At 41.9% G+C, this 25,017-nt stretch carries 19 protein-coding genes and 4 pseudogenes; 8 read left to right on the top strand and 15 right to left on the bottom strand.

Annotated elements, in window-relative coordinates:
* Nucleotides 1-30: 30 nt before the first annotated feature.
* Nucleotides 31-255 carry a hypothetical protein gene (locus ACRWQN_RS02980; RefSeq protein ID WP_226411773.1) on the bottom strand — a complete coding sequence of 75 codons (225 nt, stop codon included), beginning with the start codon at nucleotides 253-255 and terminating at the stop codon, nucleotides 31-33.
* A 104-nt stretch (nucleotides 256-359) separates the two neighbouring features.
* Here ACRWQN_RS02980 and ACRWQN_RS02985 point away from each other — a divergent pair, with 104 nt between their 5' ends.
* From ACRWQN_RS02985 to ACRWQN_RS03015, 7 genes are all read left to right on the top strand, one after another.
* Nucleotides 360-1,400, top strand: a complete 1,041-nt coding sequence (locus ACRWQN_RS02985; protein ID WP_434939721.1) for a virulence factor BrkB family protein — start codon at nucleotides 360-362, stop codon at nucleotides 1,398-1,400.
* Nucleotides 1,397-2,332, top strand: coding sequence for an alpha/beta fold hydrolase (locus ACRWQN_RS02990; RefSeq protein WP_434939722.1), 936 nt, complete (start codon nucleotides 1,397-1,399; stop codon nucleotides 2,330-2,332). The genes ACRWQN_RS02985 and ACRWQN_RS02990 overlap by 4 nt, the downstream gene beginning before the upstream one ends.
* Nucleotides 2,333-2,410: 78 nt before the next feature.
* Nucleotides 2,411-2,848 (top strand): D-aminoacyl-tRNA deacylase, encoded by a 438-nt coding sequence (gene dtd, locus ACRWQN_RS02995; RefSeq protein ID WP_434939723.1) that lies wholly within the window; start codon nucleotides 2,411-2,413, stop codon nucleotides 2,846-2,848.
* A gap of 3 nt (nucleotides 2,849-2,851) precedes the next feature.
* Nucleotides 2,852-3,367 carry a thioesterase domain-containing protein gene (locus ACRWQN_RS03000; RefSeq protein ID WP_434939724.1) on the top strand — a complete coding sequence of 172 codons (516 nt, stop codon included), beginning with the start codon at nucleotides 2,852-2,854 and terminating at the stop codon, nucleotides 3,365-3,367.
* Nucleotides 3,368-3,528: 161 nt separating this feature from the next.
* Nucleotides 3,529-4,122, top strand: coding sequence for an FMN-dependent NADH-azoreductase (locus tag ACRWQN_RS03005; protein ID WP_434927911.1), 594 nt, complete (start codon nucleotides 3,529-3,531; stop codon nucleotides 4,120-4,122).
* A 126-nt stretch (nucleotides 4,123-4,248) separates the two neighbouring features.
* The gene (locus ACRWQN_RS03010; RefSeq protein ID WP_434939725.1) at nucleotides 4,249-4,866 is read left to right on the top strand and encodes an SCO family protein; all 618 of its coding nucleotides are present in this window, start codon (nucleotides 4,249-4,251) and stop codon (nucleotides 4,864-4,866) included.
* A gap of 9 nt (nucleotides 4,867-4,875) precedes the next feature.
* Complete coding sequence (locus tag ACRWQN_RS03015; RefSeq protein WP_434939726.1) at nucleotides 4,876-6,378, top strand: methyl-accepting chemotaxis protein; 1,503 nt, start codon at nucleotides 4,876-4,878, stop codon at nucleotides 6,376-6,378.
* Between the two features lie 188 nt (nucleotides 6,379-6,566).
* Here the strand turns inward: ACRWQN_RS03015 and ACRWQN_RS03020 are convergent.
* From ACRWQN_RS03020 to priA, 14 genes and pseudogenes are all read right to left on the bottom strand, one after another.
* Nucleotides 6,567-6,883 (bottom strand): annotated as a pseudogene (locus ACRWQN_RS03020) (beta-ketoacyl synthase chain length factor).
* Nucleotides 6,884-7,242: 359 nt separating this feature from the next.
* Entirely contained in the window at nucleotides 7,243-8,145 is a 903-nt protein-coding gene (locus ACRWQN_RS03025; protein ID WP_434927915.1) for a DUF3014 domain-containing protein, read from the bottom strand.
* Between the two features lie 120 nt (nucleotides 8,146-8,265).
* Entirely contained in the window at nucleotides 8,266-10,341 is a 2,076-nt protein-coding gene (gene recG / locus ACRWQN_RS03030; RefSeq protein ID WP_434939727.1) for an ATP-dependent DNA helicase RecG, read from the bottom strand.
* Between the two features lie 132 nt (nucleotides 10,342-10,473).
* On the bottom strand, nucleotides 10,474-11,100 hold the full coding sequence (locus ACRWQN_RS03035) for a response regulator transcription factor (protein ID WP_434927916.1): 627 nt from the start codon (nucleotides 11,098-11,100) through the stop codon (nucleotides 10,474-10,476).
* Nucleotides 11,101-11,157: 57 nt separating this feature from the next.
* Nucleotides 11,158-12,252, bottom strand: a complete 1,095-nt coding sequence (locus ACRWQN_RS03040; RefSeq protein WP_434939728.1) for a histidine kinase — start codon at nucleotides 12,250-12,252, stop codon at nucleotides 11,158-11,160.
* 126 nt (nucleotides 12,253-12,378) lie between these two features.
* A complete protein-coding gene (locus tag ACRWQN_RS03045) occupies nucleotides 12,379-13,068 on the bottom strand; it encodes a hypothetical protein (protein WP_434939729.1) in 690 nt (229 codons plus the stop codon).
* A gap of 266 nt (nucleotides 13,069-13,334) precedes the next feature.
* The gene (locus tag ACRWQN_RS03050) at nucleotides 13,335-14,267 is read right to left on the bottom strand and encodes a calcium/sodium antiporter (RefSeq protein WP_434930684.1); all 933 of its coding nucleotides are present in this window, start codon (nucleotides 14,265-14,267) and stop codon (nucleotides 13,335-13,337) included.
* Nucleotides 14,268-14,419: 152 nt separating this feature from the next.
* Nucleotides 14,420-16,075 carry an AMP-binding protein gene (locus tag ACRWQN_RS03055; protein WP_434939730.1) on the bottom strand — a complete coding sequence of 552 codons (1,656 nt, stop codon included), beginning with the start codon at nucleotides 16,073-16,075 and terminating at the stop codon, nucleotides 14,420-14,422.
* A 635-nt stretch (nucleotides 16,076-16,710) separates the two neighbouring features.
* A pseudogene (locus ACRWQN_RS03060) lies at nucleotides 16,711-17,098 on the bottom strand (gamma-butyrobetaine hydroxylase-like domain-containing protein).
* Between the two features lie 190 nt (nucleotides 17,099-17,288).
* A pseudogene (gene hslU / locus ACRWQN_RS03065) lies at nucleotides 17,289-18,615 on the bottom strand (HslU--HslV peptidase ATPase subunit).
* A gap of 20 nt (nucleotides 18,616-18,635) precedes the next feature.
* Nucleotides 18,636-19,160 carry an ATP-dependent protease subunit HslV gene (gene hslV / locus ACRWQN_RS03070; protein ID WP_226411739.1) on the bottom strand — a complete coding sequence of 175 codons (525 nt, stop codon included), beginning with the start codon at nucleotides 19,158-19,160 and terminating at the stop codon, nucleotides 18,636-18,638.
* Nucleotides 19,161-19,318: 158 nt separating this feature from the next.
* Entirely contained in the window at nucleotides 19,319-19,912 is a 594-nt protein-coding gene (locus tag ACRWQN_RS03075) for an SPOR domain-containing protein (protein WP_434939731.1), read from the bottom strand.
* Between the two features lie 2 nt (nucleotides 19,913-19,914).
* Complete coding sequence (gene argS / locus ACRWQN_RS03080) at nucleotides 19,915-21,660, bottom strand: arginine--tRNA ligase (RefSeq protein WP_434939732.1); 1,746 nt, start codon at nucleotides 21,658-21,660, stop codon at nucleotides 19,915-19,917.
* A gap of 146 nt (nucleotides 21,661-21,806) precedes the next feature.
* Nucleotides 21,807-24,002: pseudogene (gene priA, locus ACRWQN_RS03085) on the bottom strand (primosomal protein N').
* Nucleotides 24,003-24,105: 103 nt separating this feature from the next.
* Here priA and ACRWQN_RS03090 point away from each other — a divergent pair.
* Nucleotides 24,106-24,906 (top strand): FimV/HubP family polar landmark protein, encoded by an 801-nt coding sequence (locus tag ACRWQN_RS03090; protein WP_434939733.1) that lies wholly within the window; start codon nucleotides 24,106-24,108, stop codon nucleotides 24,904-24,906.
* The last annotated feature ends 111 nt before the right edge of the window (nucleotides 24,907-25,017 follow it).

The raw sequence follows: 25,017 nt of genomic DNA on the forward strand, positions 1-25,017 counted from the left end.
GGTTTCTCTTATTGTTTCTCTTATTGATTGTTACGCAGCAGACTTAAACTTTGCAGCATCAATAATGGCCCATAAATGAAATATTGCGCCTATGATAGCGGGTACAATGAGTACCCCAAAAAAGTATCCAGTACCTACAATGCAAAAGAAAGCGATAGCAGCTAAAAATCGACCTTGTAATAATTGTCCCAGTCCAGGGAAAAATAAACTCGCGACAGCGGCTAATACATTGCCAGCAGATCCTTGTTGTGACATAAATTCGTTCCTTTGGTTTGCGTCTCATTTGTTATAACATTGTACGAAGTTGAAAGGTGATTACAATGAATATCTTACCTATCGTTTGTTGAATAAGGATAAATATGGCCAGTCGTATCACTATGGCATCCCTAAAGAAGTTTTTTATTGGGAGTTGGGAATTCTTATTACATCTCAAGCATCGGCTTGATGAAGACCAAATTAATATTCGCGCCGGGCATTTAACCTATGTAACGTTATTATCACTGGTGCCTATGGTCGCGGTGACTATGTCGATGTTGTCGGCTTTTCCGGTGTTTGAGGGCATTAGAGAGCATATCGAAGGGTTTATGTATCAGAACTTTTTGCCCGCAGCCGGAGATACAGTACAAGTTTACATTAATGAGTTTGTCAGTAATGCTTCTAAAGGGACCTTTGTAGGGATTATAGCCTTAGTCTTTGTTGCCATTATGCTGATTTCTGCCATTGATAAGTCGTTGAATAGTATTTGGCGGGTCACAGAAAAGCGCTCTTATGTGGTGTCTTTTTCTATGTATTGGATGGTGCTGACCTTAGGCCCTGTGCTAATGGGGGCCAGTATTGTGGCTTCTTCCTATCTTGCCTCTTTGGAGCTATTGAGCGATACCGAGCTTTCAGGTTTTTTACCCTGGCTTATGGCACAGTTACCGATGATATTTTCTGTTGCCTCTATTTTGCTGCTGTATATGGTTGTGCCCTATAAAAAAGTGCATTTTTTGCATGCGCTTTTGGGCGCTATAGTGGCAGCGGTATTGTTTGAGGCAGGTAAAAAAGGTTTTGCTTTTTATGTTACTCAATTTCCTAGCTATGAGGCCATTTATGGTGCGCTCGCGGTTATCCCTATTTTGTTTGTTTGGGTTTATATCTCTTGGATTATAGTGTTATTGGGTGCGGTTATTACCGCTTCATTACCTGAATATTTAGATCAGCATGTTGCTCAATTACTGCATCAAATGATCCCAGAGCTGGATGATAAGCCTGCTGCTGACAATAACTCTAGCGTTCATTCAGTGGTTAAAAAAGATATTTTGGAACCATCCGATGAAGATGAGAGTTCGGCAACTCAGTCATCTCATTCAAATCAGTCATCGCAAACGACTGACAAAAAGATTAAGTCAACGTCTTGAGCTTAGCGTTTATTCGCCATGCAATGGTTGATGTTGGCGAGGGTGTCACGCTTTCGGTGTCGCAATATGGCCGCCTAGGCGCTAAACCTGTGCTGTATTTACATGGTGGCCCTGGTGCAGGTTGTCATGCCAGTGACGTGACTTTGTTTGAATACCTAGACTTACACGTATTTTTTATTGATCAACGAGGATGCGGCCGCTCACAAGGTGGTGATTTAAGTACTAATACTTTACCCGCTTTAATTGACGATATTGAGGTTGTGCGACAGTATTTTGCTATCGAAAAATGGGCCATCGTGGGTGGGTCTTATGGTGCGACACTAGGGTGGTTATACAGTGGATTATATCCTGCTAGGGTAAGTGAGCAAGTGTATTGGGGCTTGTTTTTAGCTAATACAGCAGCACGTGATTGGTTATATGGCCCTAATGGCGCGGCACAATTTTTTATCGATGCTTATCAAGCATTCAAGCCTGCAGCGGATGCACAAACAGAAGATGCTCAGATTGAAGATACAGCACAGTTATTATCTGCTTATGACACATTGTTACACTCAGCAGACCCGCAACAAAGACAACACGCTATTTGGGCATGGAATCAGTGGGAGCAAACTTTGGCTTCGCCAATGCTAGTTCATGTTATGGGGACAGGGCCTGAACTCACTTCAATCGCTCATATTGAACACCACCATGCCATGCATCATTATTTTTCTGCACCTGAGTTGTTTGAGCAAATAGCGCGGCGAGTTTCTGCAAAAACTCATTTAATTCAAGGCGAGTTAGATTGGGTGTGTCCTGCTCATTTACTGACGGATTTCTTACAAAAGGCCCAACACCATTATTTAACGGTAGAGCATGTAAAGTCCGGATACCATAGTTTGAGTGATATGAAGATGCTGCGTGCAGTGATGCAAGGTATCGCAAGTATTTGTTAAACGATAACGAATATGAGTCAACGCAGAACAGCCAATTTATACCTGTTATAAGCCGTTTTTAAGGAGTGAAATTACATTATGATTGGACTGATACAAAGGGTTAAACATGCCAAAGTGACTGTGGCAGATGAAACAACTGGCGAGATTAATCAAGGCTTGTTGGTGTTGCTAGGTGTTGAGCGTGAAGATGACATTGAGAAAATGCAAAAGTTGGCCACCAAGATCAGTAAGTATCGAGTGTTTAGCGATGAAAATGGCAAAATGAATTTGAATATATCCCAGGTTGGCGGCCAATTGCTGGTGGTTTCTCAGTTCACTTTGGCAGCAGATACAGGCAAAGGCTTACGTCCCAGTTTTTCTGGTGCGGCGACCCCTGAACAAGCCAATACGTTATATGAAGCGTTTGTCGCATACTGTGGTGAGCTTGGGCTTGACACTCAAACAGGACGTTTTGGTGCTGATATGCAAGTATCCTTGATTAACGATGGCCCAGTGACCTTCAGTTTACAGGTATAAAGTATGACTCAGCATCAACCGCTAATAGAAGAACTGGTGAGCACCTGGTATCAAACCATTCCGCTCAGTCAGTTTATGCAAATTGAGGTGTTGTCATTTACTGATGCGATTAATTTACCAACAAATATTGAACCTGCAGCTTCCCATGCTGAGGTGCCTTTATCTAAAATCAGTGAGCTAATAACCACAGCACCGTTAGCACCCAATATTAACCTTCATCAAACCATGTTTGCCGGCAGTATTTATACTTTGATGACCTTAACGGGTTGGGGCATGGTATGGCTGCAACAGCAGTTGGCCTCGGTCACGGGTGACATTGTGCTTGCTGATGCGCAGGTGAAATATATTGCGCCAGTGCGTCAACAGCCTACCGCGAGAGTGATTTGGCCTGCATTAGACTTGTCACCGCTGGCACGAGGGCGGCGAGTTAAAGCCGAGCTTACGGTTGAACTCTGGTGTCAGGATGTATTATGCGCTCGTTTTTGCGGCGTTTATGTATCTTTACCTTTTGCTAAATAGGTTTTTATTCTATTTTTTAGAACGTTAGTGTCGATTTATTCCGCTATTATTCCATTTATTAGTAAGTATACTGTTGTTATTCCATCAAGGCAGCGATTCAACGTGTTTGAACGTACAGGGGTCCAGTGCTGAAGATGACGACACGACTTTAAGGAATAATCATGAACAAAGTATTAATGTTGAAATCGAGTATTTTAGGCGAGCATTCACAATCATCAGTATTATTAGATGACTTGGCAATGTTATTTAAAGATAAAGGTGCAGCAATCACTACCCGCGATTTGGCACTAGACCCAGTACCTGTATTAGATGGCGAACTGGCAAATGGTTTACGTGGTGGCGATAATTTATCTTCGCGTCAACTCGATGCCTTAGCGTTATCTGATAAATTAGTCGCTGAGCTCCAGCACAATGACACCATAGTATTAGCTGCTCCTATGTATAACTTTATGATCCCTACGCAACTTAAAGCTTGGATTGATTTTATTGCTAGAGCAGGTGTGACATTTACCTATACAGATAAAGGACCACAGGGATTGTTAACCGGCAAAAAAGCCGTGATTGTGGCTTCCAGTGGCGGTATGCATAAAGATGCTGGCAGTAACCATGTCGTGCCTTATTTAACCACAGTATTAGCGTTTATTGGCATTACAGATGTAGAAGTTATTTATGCTGAAGGGTTAAACATGGGCGCAGATATTGCCGCATCAGCAATGACAAATGCAAAGCAAGCGTTAAAAGCAATATCATTGTAATTATTCGATTACTTATTAAAAAAATCCCGTAAATGCCCATGATTGAATATACTCAATCATGGGCATTTTTTATGATAATGTATTAACTTTTAAACAGATATATTATTTCGCTAAGCGGTGAGGTGAATGACAAAAACGCAAAAATGGTCGGCAGTTGGCTTTATTGTTACCGCACTATTTTTAGTGCCTCTATTAATGATTGCAGTACAACTCATTACCAGCACAGATGGCCAAAGCCGATATGGTATTAATGCTGAAAATTTAGCACCCTTAAATTTTCAATGGCAAGACACTAAGCTTAATACGCATATTTTTCCTGCTAATTCTGGTCAGTTCACTTATTTGTTTGCTGGATTTTTGTCTTGTTCAGAAATCTGTCCAATACGCATTCAGCAATTACATCAGCTTGAAAATGCCATTGCCCAAGATACTGAATTGGGCCAAGCAGATATAGTATTTATGTTTATTACTATTGACCCAGATAATGATACTCCAGCAATTCGACAGCAAATGATTGATGCCCAGTCAGCTAGATTTGTCAGTGCCGCGCTGGCAGAATCTGATCTATTGAGGTTTTCCCAGCATTTGTCTGAAAATATTCATGCGTATTCACCTACTAATAATCACGTAGGTAATCTATATTTAATTGCACCGAATGGACATATTGCTCGTATTTACACAGCCAAACAACTTTCGACCGACAAGATGTTAGCTGAATTAAGACAATATATAACATCGAAATAAAGGATCGCTATGATTGAATCGCAAGCCATTGAACGATTATTAAAAAATGATGCATATGTATACCGAATATTATTAATGCAAGCACCGTTACTTATTTTGAGTGGTTTTTTTGGGGCGAAAATGCTCATGTTTACTGGTGTTTCAGCGGTTGCTATCGCAGTGTTAGTTCAGGCCAGTTACAGCATGCTTAAAGGTACGCCATTATTTGGTATTGTTGCAGCAGTAATCATGATGACGGTATCTGCGCTATTAGTACAAAGCCAAATGGGTATGATTGAAATGCATTTTCATATCTTTGCTTCTATGGCTATTTTTTTGATTTATCAGCGTTGGCAGCCTTTGTTAGCCTCTTTATTAACTGTTGCCGCCCATCACGTGCTATTTACCTATATTCAGCTTTCAGGTGGTAGTTTTTTTGATACGCCTATAATGATTTTTGCCGGCGATTGTAATTGGAGCATTATGTTTGTCCATGCTTTATTTGCTGCTGTTGAAACGATGATTTTAATTAAAATATCACTCTTCATGCGTGAAGACTCATCGGCGAATATACGCATCGCCGATGCTATTGAGCAAATTTCGGCTAATAAAGACTTATCTATTAGGCTGAGCCCTGCTACGACTTCAGCAGAGAGTGCATTTAATTTGATGTTGGAAGAGCTGAGTCAGTTGTTCAGTGATTACCATGATATTGCCGCGAAGATGACTAAGACGTCAGATCAATTACTGATGTTAAGCGAACATACTCAAGAGGCTATGAATCATCAGCAGCATCAGGCTCATTCAATTTCGCAAACGGCGCAAAATGTGATTCAGTATTTTCACCAGGTTACAGATAACAGCAAATTATCAGCAGAGCAGGCACACACAGCAGCTTCATCTAGCGTGCAAGATAGACAAAGTGCATTGTCGATCATGAAGGACATGCAGTTATTAGAAAGTAATACCACAGAGGTAACCGAATCTTTAACCGATTTAACCAAAGATGTCACAGCCATCACCACCTTATTACAAGCTATTCGCAGTATTTCTGAGCAAACTAACTTGCTGGCATTAAACGCGGCGATTGAAGCTGCAAGAGCGGGTGAAAGTGGCCGTGGTTTTGCTGTGGTTGCCGATGAAGTGCGCGCTTTAGCACAACGAACTAGTCAGTCAACCGATGAAATTGCCAAAGTATTAAGTCGATTAAATAACAGTATGCTGAAAACAGTTGAGTCAATGGATGAAGGCAAGCAACGTACCACGGCTAATGTGGCCCATACAAACGTTATTGCATCGGGACTGGCGGAACGAGCTAATCAAATTGAGCAAGTTGCTAGCTTAAGCCGTCATGTTGCTGATGATACAGAACAGCAGGGTAAGCAGTTAAGTCATATTGGCAGCGAAATGAGCGACAACATGAACACTGTTACCTTGTTATCAGAGCAAATTGCTAAGTTAGCTAATGGAGTGACCAGCATGAAAGCAATTACTGAAGAGTATCAAACCAAAGCGGCGATATATCGTGTTTAATTACATGCTTTAACATGTCTGTGTTTAAGGAAAAATGCGACTCGAATGAGTCGCATTTTTGTTAAAGCTAAGCAATTAGGCTTAACGGTAAGAGTTTAAATACTCTGATACGTAACTGCGTAGCTTTTTCTGGTTCGGTTTCAGACGGCGTCACTGTCACAGGTTTGAATTTCTCCATTGCCAGAGACTCAATGTGCTTTGGCTATCCAGGCATAGGCATCAATCGCCAGTTTATCATTAGTTAATTCGTTTAAATGGGTTAGCTTGGCTTTATCTTTATTAGTGCTTAATATGCCATAAATTCCACTGCTAATATTATGTACGGACTGGCTAAAGGCCATGGGGGACAGAGGTTGTTTGGCTACCACATCTTCAAGCAAGCCAATAGTGCGATTGAGCTCACCGTGGCGGGACGAAAGATACTGCGAGTTGACACTTCTGCTTGGCAATCAAATGCGACAGTAAGCATCATTTTGCTTAGTCGACTGAACCGGCGTCTTTGCATTGCAGGTATTTGAGAAAGCGCTGGCGACACGTTATTGAGTACAGTTTGTTGATTTGATCTCTGCTAGAGCGACCAACTTTCTTTTGTTGGAAAGTCAGGTGTCCAAGCACTCCATGATAAAATATCAAATGCTAACTGCGCTACATTGCTTCTTTGTTGCCTAGTCGTCCTTATCTAAGTAGGCATTTTTGTTTGCGAGTGAAAATAGGAGAGATCACTGGCAATCAAAAATCGACAGGTTGACTCTACACTAAAGTATGAAGGGCTAAACAGTCTTGCTTGCATAAAAAAGCAGCAGGGAAAGAGGTTTTTTCGCTGCTGCTTCTTATAGGTTACTCAAATGTTACAGTGTTGGCTGGCTATTGAGGTAATAAAGGTTGTAATCGTTTTACGGCATTTTTAATTTTACGGGTGTTTTCTGGTCCCATTCGAACAAGCAGTTTTTGTGCATTCGGTAGTGCTTCTAAATTCGCATCAACGTACTGATAATTGACCGATATTGAGGTTAATTCAATAGGATCTTCAACAATGGGGGCGTCAGCAATCATTTTAAAAGCTTGTTGCATGCGTTCATCAAAAGTCATATTGGTATAACCCAGTTCTGTAAAGGCTTCCTCAAATAATGGCTTAAGTTCGCGATAAGTCGCAGCAAGTTCTTGATCGTTCAAGCCAGAGACAAAATCTGCGTATAAATCATAGCGATGATAGCTATCTGGGTTTAAGTAAGTTTTATTAGTAATTTCACTCACCGAAAACTTATTGCTGGGCCCCTGCATTGGGCTGGCTTTACGGATCAACTCACCCTGAGCTAAGTTATCAATAAAGACCACAAATTGACGCGCCATATCTTTTTTCAAAATAAGCGGCTCAATTTTCATTCCATTGGCAACAGCTAAGGTTTTTTTGGCAACAAAGTCATCAGATTCCGCTAATGGTGGTAAGGGTTCTGCAACGACTTTAGGGGCTTGTGACTCTCCACCCAATGGCACAATATCAGATACTGATGTATCAGTTGTATCAGTATCTGTAATCGACTCTTCAATAGGTACCTCTTCGATAGGGTTCATTGGCACGGGTTCTGGTAACTCAATAGGTGTTGGCATGGCCGGTTCTAATTCAGCTGAGTCTTCGCCACTCATATAGAAGTAACCCGCACCGACTATCAGTGCAACGATAACGCCGCCGATAATGGCGTTATTCATATTTGGTTTTGTTTCAGCTTCAGTCGCGGGTGTCGCTCTATCTTCTTTATTAACCTGCATTGTAATTCCTTAGCTGTTTAAAGCTGATAATACGGAACAGAAAGAGTAAATACTGTTTCCATTGTGCAAGATTACGCTTGCATGTCCATAGGGTGGTTAAAATATAAATAAAAAATCATCTTATGCCTGCACATATTGTTGTCGTTCACCCAGCCATCGCTCAATGATTAAGTCGACGTTATCGGGCACTTGTTGATAAACATGCACAGCGAGCTTTTGAATGCTTGGGATCAGGTGTTGATCGCGGATTAAATCAGCAATTTTCATTTCTGCCAACCCAGTTTGTTTGGTACCTAATACTTCACCAGGGCCTCTGATCTCTAAATCTTTTTGAGCAATAACAAAGCCGTCATTACTATTACGTAGCACACCTAATCGCTTGGTCGCAGTGTGTGACAATGGCGCTTTATATAACATGACGCAATGACTTGCCACCGCACCACGACCAACACGTCCCCTTAATTGGTGTAATTGAGCCAGCCCTAAACGTTCAGGGTTTTCAATAATCATCAAGCTAGCATTAGGCACATCAACGCCTACTTCAATCACAGTCGTCGCAACAAGCAGCTGTATTTCACCTGCTTTGAATTTTGCCATGACCTGTTGTTTTTCAGCGCTTTTCATGCGCCCATGTACTAAGCCAATAGTGAGTTCTGGTAATACCTCAGTCAGTTCCGCCGCGGTATCTTCAGCAGCCTGACATTCTAATACTTCAGACTCTTCAATTAAGGTGCATACCCAGTAAGCTTGACGATTATCTTGTAGTGCGGCTTGCCTCACTCTTTCTATTACATCATTGCGACGACTATCGGATACGGCTACCGTGGTAACGGGTGTTCTACCTGGAGGTAACTCATCAATCACTGACGTGTCTAAATCTGCATAGGCTGTCATGGCCAACGTTCTGGGTATTGGGGTGGCGGTCATGATGAGTTGATGTGGATGAAAACCCTGGCTAACGCCTTTTTCGCGTAAGCCCAAGCGTTGATGAACACCAAATCTGTGTTGCTCATCTATGATGATTAACGCCAGTTTATGAAAGTGAACCGCCTCTTGAAATATTGCATGGGTACCAATGACTATCTGTGCCGCTCCCGAAGCGATATCTTCTAATGATTGTACTCTTGCCTTACCTTTAATTTTACCCGCTAACCAACCTACTTTTACCCCTAAAGGTTCAAACCATTGGGCGAAATTAATCGCATGCTGTTCGGCTAATAACTCAGTGGGTGCCATCATAGCCACTTGATAACCATTTTCTATGACTTGCAGCGCGGCCATTGCAGCAACTAATGTTTTGCCTGAGCCTACATCACCTTGCACTAAACGCATCATAGGATGCGATTGCTGTAAGTCTTGGCTTATTTCAGCAACAACGCGCTGTTGCGCACCTGTTGGCCTAAAAGGGAGGTTTTTTAAAAATGGATTAAGTAGTTGCCCGCTTGCGGCGATTGAAATAGCGGCATCACGCTGTGATTTTTGTCTTAGTTGTAACATGCTTAAGTTATGGGCGAGCAATTCTTCTTGTACTAAACGTTGCTGGGCAGGGTGTTGCCCTTGCTCAAGCATAAATGGATCGACATTTTTATCCGGTCGATGAAGTAGCATTAGGGCTTGCGGCAGTGTCAGGTTGTTGGGTTGTAGGTTGGCAGGAATAAGCTCTTGCAAGCCACCTTGATTTAACATTAATAGGGCTTGATCGGTTAACTTAATCCAACTTGCCTGTTTTAACCCTTCCGTTGTCGGATAAATTGGGGTTAAGGTTTCGCTTAAGTTACTCTCATCACCAGGTTGGATAATTTTATACTCAGGGTGAACAATTTCAGCATGATGATTACCACGACGAATTTCACCATAGGCGCGGATCATAGCGCCTTGTTGCATACCATTACGTTGTGCCATCGAAAAATTAAAAAACCGTAATGTCATTGGTCCTGTGTCATCACGCACATTGCAGATAAGCATTCTGCGACGACCTTGAATAATTTGCGTGGACTGCACTTCGGCTTCGATGGTGCCGTAGCCGCCAAATGATAGGGCGCTAATAGGGTAGATTTGAGTGCGATCTTCATAACGCAGTGGCAAATGAAACAGCACATCCTGTACTGTTTTAATGCCTAGCTTATGCAGCCTTTCAGCCATTTTTTTAGCCACACCTTTTAGCTCGGTGATGGGCACTAAATCTAAACGCAACAAACGTTATTTACTCCACTAAGTTATGCTTAACTCAATTTGCTAAGCAATTTCATAGTACTGTGATTATATACATATGTTTTACTATCTTAGCAGAGATTAGATCTAAGGCAATATCAAGATATTAGCTTAAATTCATAACCAACCTTTTTGTTTGGCAATTCGAGCAGCATCAATACGATTGCTGGCATTGAGTTTAGCGATTGCTTCAGACAAGTAATTACGTACCGTACCTTCGGCAATAAAGAGTAATTTGGCAATATCGCTGGTGGCTTTACCTTCGCTGGCTAATCGCAGTGCTTGGCGTTCTTTATCATTTAGCGGGTCAATTTCACCTATGGCGGCAAACGCAAGCTCAGGGTCAATCACGCGCTTGCCTGACATGACTTTAATAATGGCATTAATTAACTCATCTGATGGGGCATCTTTTAATAAAAAACCATTTACACCATATTCTAAAGCGCGTTTGATGTAACCGGCTCGGCCAAAGGTGGTTAGAATAATCACTTTGGTTGTGCTGGATTGTGATTGTAGCCATTGGCTTAAATCAAGTCCGGTTTTATGCGGCATTTCTATGTCGGTGAGTAATAAATCAAAAGACTGTTTTTTCAGCAAAGCTAAAGCTTGCTCACCGTCTTCAGCTTCTGTAATTTCAAAGCCATTAGCTAAATGCGCGAGGGGCAATTGGCCTTTGGCCAACGTAAGCAGTGCCACTAAGGCACCACGGATCATAGCCTGGTCTTCAGCGAGTAAAATTTTCATACGGTATCGTTTCCCTTTGCTTTAGCTCTTTATTGTTACCGCGACTGACTACTAACCTTAATGCGTTGCATTGGGTAGGGTGATATTCAGCTGAAAGACTGGTGTCGTTTGATATTCAAATGTGCCATTTAATAAATCTACCCGCTCACGTATGCCTTTTAAACCATTACCTTCGGTAATCTCTTTTGCGGCGGTATTCTGGCTGAGACTAAGATGAATATGATGTTCATCTTGAGCAAAAATTAGACTCACCTTTTCAGCATGACTATGTTTAAGGCAATTATTAATAGCCTCTGTCAAAATGAGCGCTAATTGCGATTCGGTAAGGTCAGTTGATGAGGGAGTATCACCCTCCACATTCACTTCTATACCTTGATCGCGTAAAGATTGTATTAATTTAGGCAAACAAGCTTGCAGACCTTTATGTTTGTAGTTCGACACAGTTTGACGAATTTGGCTCAGGCTATCACGTGCTATTTCGGCTAATTGGCTCAATTGTGTTTGGGCCAAGTCTAATTGATTTGCATGAAGTAATTTTCCAGCAAGTTCGGCTTTTAAGGCAATAGAAGATAAATTGTGGCCCATAATGTCGTGTAAATCACGCGCAATGCGTTCACGTTCTAATGCGGTTGCCAGTTGGGTTATCTCGTCTTGTGAGCGCTTATGCTGACGCTTAATACGTTGACGATTTTGTTCAATAATACCAAAAAACCCTACACCTAAACTAATGCCCATGCCATAGAAAGCAAAATAGTAACCTTCAATATTAACGACTTGATTCAATGCGAATAACAACAAACAAATTGCCAAAAAACCTAAAATAGCTGTGCGTAGTGTATAGAAAAAGCCAATAAAAAAGCATACAAATGAGAATAATGAAATAGTGCCGGAGGTAAAAGGTGTCGCCACAATCGCGCATGTTAGCATTAAGATGATAGGGTAAAGCGCTTTTTGGGTACTGCTGTTATATGCCCAAAAATATCCGAAAATAAAGGGCACTAATATTAACAGTGCGACTATGATATTGAGCCATTGACCTTGCATAAAAAACAGCGGCACAAAGTAAAAACCTAGGTTTAACAGGTATACCCAAGCCGTTTTTTGCTCGTAGCTTTTTTCAGCAGTTAGGGCGTTGTTATTAAAGTAACTCATGGTGCGTATTCCAGTTTAATCATTAGGTCGTGCTGTTAATTAAGGCGCTGTTAATCATATGTTAACTGCGCCTTAATTGCGCGTATTTGCACAAGCCTTTATTTAAAAAGGCGTTTAATATGACGCTTACTTTGACACCTGCTTTGCTGTTTGCTGACTGAGTAAAAACTTAGCCCAACCATATTGTGCATCAACCGTTAACGCGGTTTGCCAGTCAGAAATTGCCCCTGCCAGATCGCCATCTTCTTGTTTAGCTAGCCCGCGCCATGTGTAGGCTTCGGCGTGCCCCCAGCAAATACTTTCACAAGGAGCTTCAAAAAGCGTAATGGCTTCTGTTGCAAGTGTTTGTGCTTTCTCTATACCGCCACCAAATATCGATGGGGTATTGAACGCGCTAATGGCTTGCACTAATTTAACCCTTGGGTTGGTCGCATCAAGTTGCTCTGCTTGGGTCAGTAAACGTGATGACTTCATGCCTAAGGTGGCAGCTTTGCTGCTATCAAAGGCGATTTGCATGCCATAGATTGACGCTAACAGCGCGCTGGCATCGGCACTATTTTCGCTGTTAATCAGCTGTGCAAGGTTTGCTTGAGCTGAATCTAAGTGAGTGCTTGCAAGCTGTCGCTGCCCCAATATATTAGCGGTTATTGCTAAGCGATACTCTGCATAAGCTTTTTCATAATCAAAAGTTTGGCTACTAATTTGTTTTAGTTGCTCAATATTCATGGTGTTGGCCGCGGCATCAATTTGGTTTATGTCAGCAAAGCTTGCGTGGCTAATAAGGGTTAAGCTGCCAATCAATAATAGTGTTTTCATGTCAATCTCCATTTGTTTCATGTTAATAAGCCAAACCAGACTGGTTTGAAACTGAGATAATTATGTCGAGAAACAGTGAAGCTTGGCAGACACATAGGTCATGGATTTTATATGACAAATGTCATTAATTTTAGGTGAGTTTTGTAGGCATAAAAAAACCGCCTATAAAATGAGACGGTTTTTTTGCTGGACACCAAGATGGAGATTTTGGTTGTTAGTAAATCTACTTAAGTGTTTATCAACACCTGCTGATTAGCATGTTTAATTTAAGCAACCACTTGAGAAATCAAGAAGCCGGTATAACCAATATAGCCCGTTAGCAATACCGCACCTTCGCGACGACCAATACGCAGTCCGCTCCAGGCAAAAGGTAATACCATAATGGCGAAAATGATCATGGCGATGAAGTCTATTTGATTAAACCCCTCTGCAGATACCGGGTGGATTAATGCTGTAGCGCCCAATATGCCTAAAACGTTAAAGATGTTCGATCCCACTACGTTACCGATAGCAATATCACTTTGGCCCTTTAATGCAGCCATAACCGAAGTCACTAGCTCTGGCATACTGGTGCCAATAGCCACAATCGTTAAGCCGATAATGACCTCACTAATGCCAAACATTTTGGCTAGATCTACTGCGCCATCAACGAATAAAATTCCGCCGCCAACCAGCATAGCAATACCGACAATAATAAGCCCTACAGACAGTAATGGATTTTGTGGCGTGGTATCAATATCTAATTCTTCAGGTTCATTTTTTGAACTGACATAGCTAAATACTAAGTAACCCACTAATAAGCTGAATAAAATAGCACCGTCGGTAAAGCTCACTACACCGTCAAGGAGTAAGAACCAAACTAAGATAGATGCAGCAATCATGATGGGAATATCACGTTTAACCATTTGTGATTGTATTTGGATCGGTTTAATTAATGCGGTAATAGCCAGAATTAATCCGATGTTAACAATGTTTGAACCAACAACGTTACCTAAGGCAATGCCTGGGTTGCCAGCAAGAGCAGACTTTATGCTGACGGCAAGCTCTGGTGCACTAGTACCAAAAGCCACAATGGTTAAACCAATAATCAGCGGGGCAATACCGAGCTTAAGTGCAACAGCACTTGCGCCACGAACTAGGGCTTCAGCCCCAATGGTTAAAATAATAAATCCGCCAAGAATGGCTAATGCAATTAACATGTTGCTCTCATTTAATGAAGTGGCGCGGTATTCACCATTAGCCACTTAAGGGTTACAGACATAATGAGGCGTATATTGACAGAATATGTCAAAAAAATACACGCATTCAGCGTGTATTTTTTTGTCTATTTAATGAATTTTAGTTCATCAATTTATAGTTCATCTTCCCAGCGAATTTTTGCACCACGAACACCCTCTACTTTAGCACTAAAGGCTTTTTCAAGCACATGACGTTTAATTTTAAGTGTTGGGGTTAATACATCATTTTCGATAGTCCATGGTTCTTTGACAACAATAATTGCATCAACATGTTCATGGGATTCAAGATTAGGATTTATGCTGTCTAAGGTAGCCTTTAATGAGGTACGCACTTCTTCACGTGGTTGTAAATTGGCGCCTTCAGACAATTGTACTAGGGCAACTGGGTGAGGTAGACCTGAACCGATAACACAAATTAACTCGACGTGTGAGTCTTGAGCCAGCTTGCGCTCGATAGGCACTGGCGCAACGTATTTGCCCTTTGATGTTTTGAAGTTGTCTTTCACACGACCGGTAATATCTATATAACCATCACTGTCTATTTCACATAAGTCACCAGTATGGAAAAATCCATCTTCATCAAATGCCGCTGCAGTGGCTTCATCTTGTAGATAGTACCCCTTCATTAAACCGGGACTTTTTACTAATAATTCACCTTGTTCGGTGCGGCGCACCTGGCAGCCTTCAATTGCGCGGCCGACAGTGCCAATCTTATCGGCATTAAAAGGGTAGTTAATAATCGAATAAGCGCAGTTTTCGGTCATGCCCCATGCTTCACAAATATTCATACCAATACTGTGATACCACTTCAGTAACGTGGGTGGAATAGGCGCTGAGCCTGAACCGAGTAAACGGCAATGTTCTAAGCCTAAGCCTTTCTGAATTTTGCGTTTAATAATCCTATTGATAATAGGTAATTTAAGCAGGAAATTAAGCTTATTTTGGCCAATTTTATTAACAATATTAAGTTGGAATAAGGTCCATAAGCGGGGTACTGAAAAGAAAACCGTTGGACGGCAACGTTTCACGTCTTCAACAAAGCTATCTAAGCTTTCAACAAACGCCACCGTTGAGCCTGAGTAGAAAGAGGACCCTTCCATGGCAATACGTTCAGTGATGTGAGCCAGAGGCAAGTAAGACAGCAGTCTATCGGCAGTATTGGTTTGTAAATCACGTACCACAGCCTCACAGGTCCAGCTGTAATTAGCAAAGGTATGAATAGCGCCTTTGGGCTTACCTGTTGAGCCTGAGGTATAAATGATGGTCATAGTGGTGTCGGGCGTTGGATACTCAGCATCAACAAGAGGCTGACCCAATGACAATAACTGATCCCATTGATACTGAGCTGGCATAGTGTCATAGGGCATGGCTAGGCGTAAAATTTCACCACCGACACCGGCTTCTTGGTCTGCCCAGTAGTCTAACTTACCGATAAAAATAGCCTTAGTACCACTGTGTTCTAACACATAGCGAATGGTATCGGCATTGGCGGTAGGGTAAATAGGTACGCTGATGTAACCGCCTAGCATTAAGGCTAAGTCTGTAATAAACCATTCGGCACAGTTTTTAGATAAAATAGCGACTTTATCGCCGGGTACTAAACCCAGATGACGTAATGCGCCTGCGATTTGTTGAACTTTTTGTTGTACTTCGCTCCAGGTGAAGTCGTTATAGCTGCCATTAATCGGCTGGCGTAAATAGACTTTTTCACCGTGTGTTTCAACCCAATGCGCAAGCATTTCAACGGGTGTTTTAATTGCATTATTCATAGGGCTATTCTCTGATTTATTGTTTTTAATTAAGATTAGTTCAAACATGCGTTTGAACCAGTATGGCGAGTTTTATGAGCCGGCGCAAATGGTTTGAGTTGATGGGATAGTAAACGTTATGAATCAATAGAATGCTCTGACCAGCTAGATAAGTGACGTCTTATAATTGAATGTAATGGTATGTAGAGAAAAGCTCTCAGTTAGCTAGATTTTCAGTTTACCTATACATGATGGTAATTTATGAAGATTTAATGTGTCACAAGGTACTGATTTTTAATGCTTTTGTGTGAATTCGGCGTTGTTTCTTTTATTTATTAAGAGGTTTATCTGCCATAGTCGCAAGATGGGGGTTAATTAAAAACTTGCTGCAAAGGAATTCAGCAGGAATGTTTTTTAAAGTTCATTTACAACGGCGGCGATGCTACTTTTGAGGGGGATTTTATGCGTTTCTATTTAGGGTTTTCCTGTACGTATAGTTTCAAATGGGCATGAGCTAATACAGACAATGATTGAAATACTACCTGTTAATTAACAGTTTATTCCAGACTGGTAGGCGCTATCCCATAGCTTAACGGTAGCATAATTAAATTACTACTATATTAATAATTCAAATAAAAACGCCTGGCAGATAAGGTTTATGAATACTTAATGTTCATTGAAATCAGCGCTTCACGTGATCCCTTTTTCTGCGCGAAGGCGGGCTAAATACTGTTGCCAAAGCTCGACCTGATTAGTACACAAATCAAATAAAACCTTCCATGAAAACAAGCCTGTATCATGACCATCATCAAAGATAATCTTTACCGCATAATTACCAACGGGTTCAATGGCAGTAATGTTAACCTCTTTTTTATGGGTGACTAAAACGGGATTACCATGACGCTGTACTTCAGCCGATGGCGAGTGAACGCGTAACATCTCACAACTAATGCTGTGGGTTTGGCCGTTGTCGAAACTGACTTCTAATAACTTAGATTTCCGCTTAAGTTTAATACCCGTGACGCCGGGTGTGGCTGCTGACATATGATTACCTTTTAAAATATCTAGCCAAAAAAGTGATAGGCCTATAAAAATGTTAATCCATAAAAAAGGATTAACGCTAAACCCAATATGTTAATCATACTCGATTGTAGTGTTAATCCAATTTTTGTCGTGTCTAAACGTGACGCGCTTTGCTTAGGCCATTATTTATACCTGTTATCGATTATGCCAATTACAAAATAAAGCGGCTTAAATCTTCATCTTGAACGAAGGCATCTAGGTGTTTATTAACGTATTCAGCGTCAATTACAAAACTAGAACCGGATATTTCAGAAGCCTCGTATGAGATATCTTCCATCAGCTTTTCCATCACAGTATGTAAACGGCGGGCACCAATGTTTTCTGTGCGCTCGTTGACCTGCCAAGCCGCTTCAGCGATCCGCTCGATACCCGATTCAGCAAACTCAACTGTTACGCCTTCGGTTCCCATTAACGCAATATATTGCTCAGTCAATGAAGCATGCGGCTCTGTTAAAATACGTTTAAAATCATGAGCTGTGAGCGCATCAAGTTCAACACGAATAGGCAGGCGACCTTGTAGCTCAGGGATAAGATCTGATGGTTTTGACATCTGAAATGCGCCTGAAGCAATAAATAAGATATGGTCTGTTTTAACCATGCCGTGTTTAGTGGTAACAGTACAGCCTTCGACTAATGGCAGTAAATCACGTTGCACACCTTCACGGGACACATCAGGCCCTGAGGTTTCGCCACGTTTACAAATTTTGTCAATTTCATCTAAAAAGACAATGCCATGCTGTTCAACTAACTCAATAGCTTGTTCTTTTAAATCTTCTTGATTCACTAACTTTGCAGCTTCGTCTTCAATTAATTGTTTATAAGCGTCTTTAATTTTCATCTTCTTACGCTTTGAAGTGTTTTGACCTAGATTTTGAAATAGCCCTTGTAGCTGATTGGTCATTTCTTCCATGCCTGGTGGCGACATGATTTCTACACCAATTTGCGGTGCAGTAACATCTATCTCGATTTCTTTATCGCCGAGAGAGCCTTCACGCAGTTTTTTACGGAAAATTTGACGGGTACCCGAATCTTCTTTTTTGTCGGTTTCCCAGTCTTCTTTTGGCTTAGGCAGAAGGGCATCTAAGATGCGTTCTTCGGCTAATTCTTCAGCGCGGAAACGGCACTTTTTCATTTGCAGTTCACGGGTCATTTTTACCGCAGAGTCGGTTAAATCACGAATGATTTGCTCGACTTCTTTACCGACATAACCCACTTCAGTGAACTTTGTCGCTTCAACTTTGATAAACGGGGCGTTGGCGAGCTTAGCTAACCGGACGGGCTATTTCAGTTTTACCTACGCCAGTAGGGCCAATCATTAAAATGTTTTTCGGGGTCACTTCTTGGCGCAATGACGCGTCAAGCTGCATCCGGCGCCAGCGATTACGAAGGGCAACAGCGACTGAGCGTTTAGCATTTTTCTGGCCAATAATGTGCGAATCGAGTTCGTGGACAATTTCGCGAGGGGTCATTTCAGACATAGTTTTTCCTTTCACTCGAATTAATAATTCAGCTCTTCGACAGTTTTGAATTGGTTGGTAAATACGCAAATATCGCCAGCAATAGTCAGTGACTTCTCGGCAATGTCACGGGCGCTTAATTCGGTATTTTGTAATAGGGCAAGTGCTGATGCGTGGGCATAGTTGCCACCTGAACCAATGGCAATTAAATCATATTCTGGCTGCACGACATCGCCGTTACCTGTGATGATTAATGATTCTTTTTCATCGGCGACCACTAGCATGGCTTCTAATTTACGCAGCATTTTATCGGTACGCCAGTCTTTAGCTAACTCGACTGCAGATTTAAGCAGATGACCTTGATGCATTTCTAGCTTGGTTTCAAAGCGCTCGAACAAGGTGAATGCATCAGCGGTGCCGCCAGCAAAACCCGCAAGTACTTTATTGTGATACAGACGACGCACTTTACGCGCATTACCTTTCATTACAGTATTGCCTAGGGAAACTTGGCCATCACCTGCGATGACAACTTGGTTATTGCGGCGAACAGATACGATAGTAGTCACAGTTAATCCTCTTCACTAAACTCAGCAACCTTGAACAGGGTGCTGATTGATATAAAGGATATGGGGTAGCGGATGAGTGTTTTCAAGTGAAGAAGATGAACATTCATTTATGAAAAAGCCCGATGGCTCGGGCTATTTAAATGGCTCTTAAAATAGGTTTATTGCCATAACCAAATTTGGCAGGTATTTATACCGCCTTTTTGCATTTTATGACGACCACGCTCTCCATCACGTTTACTTTCAAAAGGCCCTAAAACGACTCGGTACCAAATGCCGTTAGCGCCTTCTGAACGCTTAACCAGTGCTTCCATGCCCATGAAGGCAATACGCGCTTTCATCTCATTGGCTTGGCTTTCCTGACGGAACGAGCCACATTGCATTTGATATAGGCCGCTAGACACCACACCAGAGTTTGGTACATCAACCTCAACCTGTTTGTTCTCTAATTCTTCAAGATAAGTCCATTCTTCTTGAGGCTTAGGCGGCAGTTCATTAGGATCTTTTTTAACGACTGCTGGTTTGGCTATTGGCGTGTCAGTTTTATTGGCCGTTGACGATGCTGTTCCTGTTGTAGAATCAGCAGAGCTGCCGTTAATCATCCATAAAAAATAACCAAAACCGGAAACCAATACAATAGCCAACAACCATGGGATGATTGGCATAGTGCGCGTATCTTTGCGTTTTGAAGCACGCGAAGTCTTAGCTGCTTTTGCAGCAGGTCTAGGTTTACGGTTAGCGTAATCACGGCTCATATTTACATGCGCTCTAAGGTTTCAATGCCTAATAACGACAAACCTGTTTTTAAAGTGTTAGCGGTTAATTGTGCTAACAGTAAGCGGCTGCGTTTTTGTGCATCCGTGTCGGCGGCTAGTACTGGGCACGCTTCATAAAAGCTAGAAAACTCGCTGGCTAGCTCATACAAATATGCACATAGCACATGTGGCTGACCTTTGTCGGTCATGCGCGTGAGCACTTCACTAAACTGGGCAAGTTTGGTGCCCAAGTCTTTTTCTTTTTCATGCTCTAGTACTATTTCAGCCTGGCTTAAGTCAATGTCTTCGGCGCGTTTGAAAATACCGGCTACACGGGTATAAGCATAAAGTAGGTAAGGCGCAGTATTGCCTTCAAAACTTAACATTTGCTCAAAGCTAAAAATGTAATCACTGGTTCTGTTTTTAGATAAGTCAGCATATTTAACCGCGCTAATGCCTACTACGCGGGCGATTTCAGTTAATGTGGCTTCGTCCATGTCTGGATTTTTACTGCGAACCAAATCAAGTGCGCGAACGTTTGCTTCATCAAGTAAGTCGACCAGCTTAACCACGCCACCACTTCGGGTTTTGAATGGACGACCGTCTTCACCGTTCATGGTGCCAAAACCTGTGTGCTCTAAGGTCATATCGGTGCGAACGAATTTAGCTAAACGAGCAAGTTTGAACACTTGTTGAAAGTGAAGTGCTTGACGTAAATCAACAAAATATAGCGCGCGATCTGCTTTTAATACATTAGAACGATAACGCATCGCGGCTAAATCTGTGGTGGCATACAGGTAACCGCCATCGGCTTTTTTAATAATAACCGGCAGTGGCTCGCCTTCTTTTGTTTTGAATTCATTCTGGAAAACAACTTTAGCGCCATTACTTTCAGTTAATAAACCCTGGCTATCTAAATCGGCAACCACTTGGTCTAAATCAGCATTGTAAGCACTTTCACCATGCACATCGTCACGGGTTAAACTCACCCCTAAACGTTGGTATACCTCTAAACAATGGCTTAATGAAATATCATTAAACTCACGCCACAGTTTATTACAGTAGGCATCGCCTGATTGCAGTTTAACCACTAATTGGCGGGCGCGGGTGGCAAAGTCAGCGGACTCATCAAAACGAACCTTAGCAGCACGGTAGAAAATTTCTAAGTCGGATAACTCTAGTGTCGCTTGTTCACCATTGGCTGCACGAAGTTCTTCCATATATGCTAACAACATGCCGAACTGTGTGCCCCAGTCACCGACATGGTTTTGACGAATAACGTTATGGCCTAAAAATTCTAAGGCGCGCACCACACTGTCACCAATAATGGTTGAGCGCAGGTGGCCTACATGCATTTCTTTGGCTAAATTGGGTGAGGAGTAATCAACAACAATAGTTTGCTTAGTCGGCAGCTTAACCCCTAAATGGGCATCATTAATCGCTTGCTGTAATTGGTTAGCCAGTGCGTTGTCATCAATAAAAAAGTTAATAAACCCAGGGCCAGCAATTTCAACTTTAGCCACATGAGATGAGGCGGGTAAAGTATCAATAATCAGCTGGGCAACATCACGCGGCGGTTTGCCGATAACTTTAGTCAGCATCATTGCTAGGTTGCTGGCGAGATCACCATGGCTTTTATCTTTAGTGCGGTCCACCTGAACACGGGCTTGAAAATCAGCAGGTACAATACCTTGTTCTATAAACGAGGCGATGGTTTGTTGTAGTAAAGATTCAATATGTGATTTCATGGGCCTTTGCTTGCACTAAATTCGTTAATGAATGACGCGACAGAACCGCATATTTTAGCCGCTTATGGGGGTAAATTGCTATGTACTTGATGGAATTTTTTCAGATCAGATTATAAGCTTGCCATAAATGTGCTAAATGTTAACCGCTACATGAGGTCTTGTGGGTCACGATCTATGCTCCAACGGCACTTTTTGGTCTGTGGAAGTTGTTCTATAAACTCAAGAATTTTTTCAAATTCGATTTGTAACCGCTGACGTGATTTAGCTTGAAACATTAACTGGCGGCGATATTTACCTGCCTTTCTGTCTAATGGCGCGGGTATCGGACCAATAATTTCAAAGTCTTTATCCTGCGGCAGCAGTTGGCTGACTTGATTAAGAAAACTGTCGGCATCAGCAGCTAGGTGTGCTTCTGCGCGAATAAGCACCATGTGCCAAGCGGGCGGCAGCAGGGCTAATTGACGCTCTTTGAGTTGCTCGCGGGCAAAGTCACCATACCCCTGGCGTAATAAACTGCGCAGTAATGGATTATCGCTTTGGTGAGTTTGTAGTAATACTTTGCCGGGTTTATCCGCACGTCCCGCACGGCCAGATACCTGGGTATATAGCTGACCAAATCGTTCTGGTGCACGAAAGTCAGCACTGAATAATGCACCATCGACATCTAATAAACCGACTAAGGTAACATCTGGGAAGTGATGTCCCTTAGCCAGCATTTGCGTACCAACTAGAATTTTATATTCCCCTTTATGAATACCGTGCAATTGTTTTTCTAACGAGCCTTTGCGCCTTGTGGTGTCGCGATCTATTCGCACTACCGGGTATTTGGGAAACATTGTGGTTAATGCTTGTTCGAGTTGCTCAGTACCTAATCCATGACCCATTAGCATAGTGCTGCCACATTGATGGCACTGCTTAGGAATAGCGTATTGATTGCCGCAATGGTGACAGCAAATCTCATTCAAACCTTGGTGGACAGTAAAAAAGGCATCGCAGCGGTCACACTCGTGCAAATGTCCACACTCGTGGCATAACAATGCCGGAGCAAAGCCACGGACGGTTTAAAAATAATAGCACTTGATTACCTGCATCTAAATGCATGCGCATTTCATTAATCAGTGAGGCTGACATACCATGCTTAAGCGGCTGGTTGGTGATATCAATAATTCCCTGTTTAACCTTTTGTGCAGCGCCTGCTCGTTCACTTAGCGTGAGATGATGGTATCGACCTGATATGGCATTTTGTAATGATTCTAAAGAAGGTGTAGCAGTACCTAAAATGACCGGAATATCTTCATAATGGCCTCGCATAACGGCTAAGTCACGGGCGTGATAGCGAACTCCCTCTTGCTGCTTAAAGCTGGAATCATGCTCTTCATCTAAAATAATGACCCCAGGAAAAGGCATAGGGGTAAATAATGCCGATCGTGTGCCAATAATAATCGCCGCTTGACCGCTTTTAGCTTGTCGCCAAGCATCAAGCCGTTGATTGTCGGTAAGCCCTGAATGAATTACCGCAATATTGACCGCAAATCGACGCTTAAAACGATTAATGGTTTGTGGGGTCAAGCCAATTTCAGGTACTAAAATAAGTGCCTGTTTACCTTGCTTTAATACTGTTTCAAGCACAGCTAAATATACTTCTGTTTTGCCTGAACCAGTAATGCCTTCGAGCAAACTACAGTTAAAACCTTGTTGCTGATTAAGAATCGATACTGCAACGGCTTGCTGTTTATTAAGTTTATGGGGTGTTTCAGTGATGTCTAACTGCTGACGCCAAGCTAAATCAATGTTGACAGCTTGTGTTTTTTGCTCAATCCAACCTTTATCTTCAAGCGCTTTTAATGCCGCTTTACTATACTCCAAACTTAAAAACTCATCGTGGGTGATAGATTGTAATTTAAGCGCGTCGAATAATTTTTTTGAGCGGGTGCGCGGCTGAGTAAACTGACTTGAGCCTGTTGACCTTGCTCGCTTAAGGCGTAATAAATAATGGCTTGTGGCGCGGTGTCTGCCCCTTTACGAAGCGCAACCGGTAGCGCCTGACTGAGCATTTGCCCCTGGGTGGTAAAATAATATCGTGCAGCCCATAAAGTTAGCTTGTATAAAGATTCAGGTAAAATAGCTTCTGAGTCGAGCACTTGAGTGATATTTTTTACTTGATTTTCAGCTAAATCACATTGATCTGTAATGGCGGTAATTAAACCAATCAGCTGTTGGCGCCCAAAAGGGACTTTGACGCGCACACCTATTGCTAATGCAGGCATGTCCTTTTCTGGGATGCGATAACTGAAGTTTCTTCGCAGTGGCACAGGTAAGGCGACTTCAACATACACAGGCATAAGGTTCCAAAAAGACAATTTAAATTATTCATCAATAGATGTACTTAGTGTACCGTTAACTGACAATAAATATAACAAACAGAATAAAAAGTAAGGTGAAGCTATGAATATGATGGGATTGATAATCAAATTCCTGCTCGTTGTTGTGCTGATATACAGCCAAGTTTTACCTGCTCAAGTATCACATATCAGTATTAATAGTCGTCAATTTGAACTAGGTCAGCCGCCTGTATTCAAGGTTAATTTCATTGATCAGCATGCTGATTTATCTTTATATCAATTTGCCATCAAACAAACACACAATCAGCAGACTATAATGCAGGTATTGATGGCGGAGAAAATTAATCCTTACTTATTGCATGTTCAAGGGAATAAAGAGGTTACGGACACTGGTGCTGAGTTAATTGTGTCAAGATTACACAGTGATCATTGGGCAGCCATAATCACTTTGGCTTTATTTGATGCGCCTATCTCAGATAAAAGTGCGGCCTTAACTTCAACTGGTATTACATCTGCTAAGGTAAATCAAATCGCCGATACATCTAAAAATAGTTCATCGGCGCTTGTTGATTCAGTTCAATCTTCGCCAGTTAAATCTGCTTCAGTGAGTTCACAAAAAACACCGCCTTACGTTGAAGCGAATTGCACTATAGAACGCAATGACAGTGATACCTTGTGGAAAATAGCGAATCGTTATAAAGGACAGTGGAATACCAATGTTTATGGGGCAATGCTGGCAATATTTGAATCAAATTTGATTGCTTTTTCTAAACAACGTATTCATTTATTGTTGAAGGATGCGCCATTAATCTGCCCATCTAACGAAATTTTGACTGAATATAATGATAAGTCAGCCGATCGTCGCGTATTTGAAGTGATTGAAGCTAAGCATCTGGCTCAGTAGAGCTTAATACATTAATAAATCAGTATTTAGTTGCAGCGGATTAGGGTATTTATATATAGTTGTTAGGCTTTGTTAAAAAAAAGTATCGATAATAAAAATGAGATAGAGCCA

The organism is Shewanella sp. HL-SH8 (genome assembly GCF_051165765.1).
Lineage (GTDB): Bacteria > Pseudomonadota > Gammaproteobacteria > Enterobacterales > Shewanellaceae > Shewanella > Shewanella glacialimarina.

What these genes read in the sequence shown, in the direction of transcription:
- ACRWQN_RS02980 (WP_226411773.1), bottom strand. Translation starts at nt 255, where the DNA reads ATGTCACAACAAGGATCTGCTGGCAATGTATTAGCCGCTGTCGCGAGT.
- ACRWQN_RS02985 (WP_434939721.1), top strand. Translation starts at nt 360, where the DNA reads ATGGCCAGTCGTATCACTATGGCATCCCTAAAGAAGTTTTTTATTGGG.
- dtd (WP_434939723.1), top strand. Translation starts at nt 2,411, where the DNA reads ATGATTGGACTGATACAAAGGGTTAAACATGCCAAAGTGACTGTGGCA.
- ACRWQN_RS03000 (WP_434939724.1), top strand. Translation starts at nt 2,852, where the DNA reads ATGACTCAGCATCAACCGCTAATAGAAGAACTGGTGAGCACCTGGTAT.
- ACRWQN_RS03005 (WP_434927911.1), top strand. Translation starts at nt 3,529, where the DNA reads ATGAACAAAGTATTAATGTTGAAATCGAGTATTTTAGGCGAGCATTCA.
- ACRWQN_RS03010 (WP_434939725.1), top strand. Translation starts at nt 4,249, where the DNA reads ATGACAAAAACGCAAAAATGGTCGGCAGTTGGCTTTATTGTTACCGCA.
- ACRWQN_RS03015 (WP_434939726.1), top strand. Translation starts at nt 4,876, where the DNA reads ATGATTGAATCGCAAGCCATTGAACGATTATTAAAAAATGATGCATAT.
- ACRWQN_RS03025 (WP_434927915.1), bottom strand. Translation starts at nt 8,145, where the DNA reads ATGCAGGTTAATAAAGAAGATAGAGCGACACCCGCGACTGAAGCTGAA.
- ACRWQN_RS03035 (WP_434927916.1), bottom strand. Translation starts at nt 11,100, where the DNA reads ATGAAAATTTTACTCGCTGAAGACCAGGCTATGATCCGTGGTGCCTTA.
- ACRWQN_RS03040 (WP_434939728.1), bottom strand. Translation starts at nt 12,252, where the DNA reads ATGAGTTACTTTAATAACAACGCCCTAACTGCTGAAAAAAGCTACGAG.
- ACRWQN_RS03045 (WP_434939729.1), bottom strand. Translation starts at nt 13,068, where the DNA reads ATGAAAACACTATTATTGATTGGCAGCTTAACCCTTATTAGCCACGCA.
- ACRWQN_RS03050 (WP_434930684.1), bottom strand. Translation starts at nt 14,267, where the DNA reads ATGTTAATTGCATTAGCCATTCTTGGCGGATTTATTATTTTAACCATT.
- ACRWQN_RS03055 (WP_434939730.1), bottom strand. Translation starts at nt 16,075, where the DNA reads ATGAATAATGCAATTAAAACACCCGTTGAAATGCTTGCGCATTGGGTT.
- ACRWQN_RS03075 (WP_434939731.1), bottom strand. Translation starts at nt 19,912, where the DNA reads ATGAGCCGTGATTACGCTAACCGTAAACCTAGACCTGCTGCAAAAGCA.
- argS (WP_434939732.1), bottom strand. Translation starts at nt 21,660, where the DNA reads ATGAAATCACATATTGAATCTTTACTACAACAAACCATCGCCTCGTTT.
- ACRWQN_RS03090 (WP_434939733.1), top strand. Translation starts at nt 24,106, where the DNA reads ATGAATATGATGGGATTGATAATCAAATTCCTGCTCGTTGTTGTGCTG.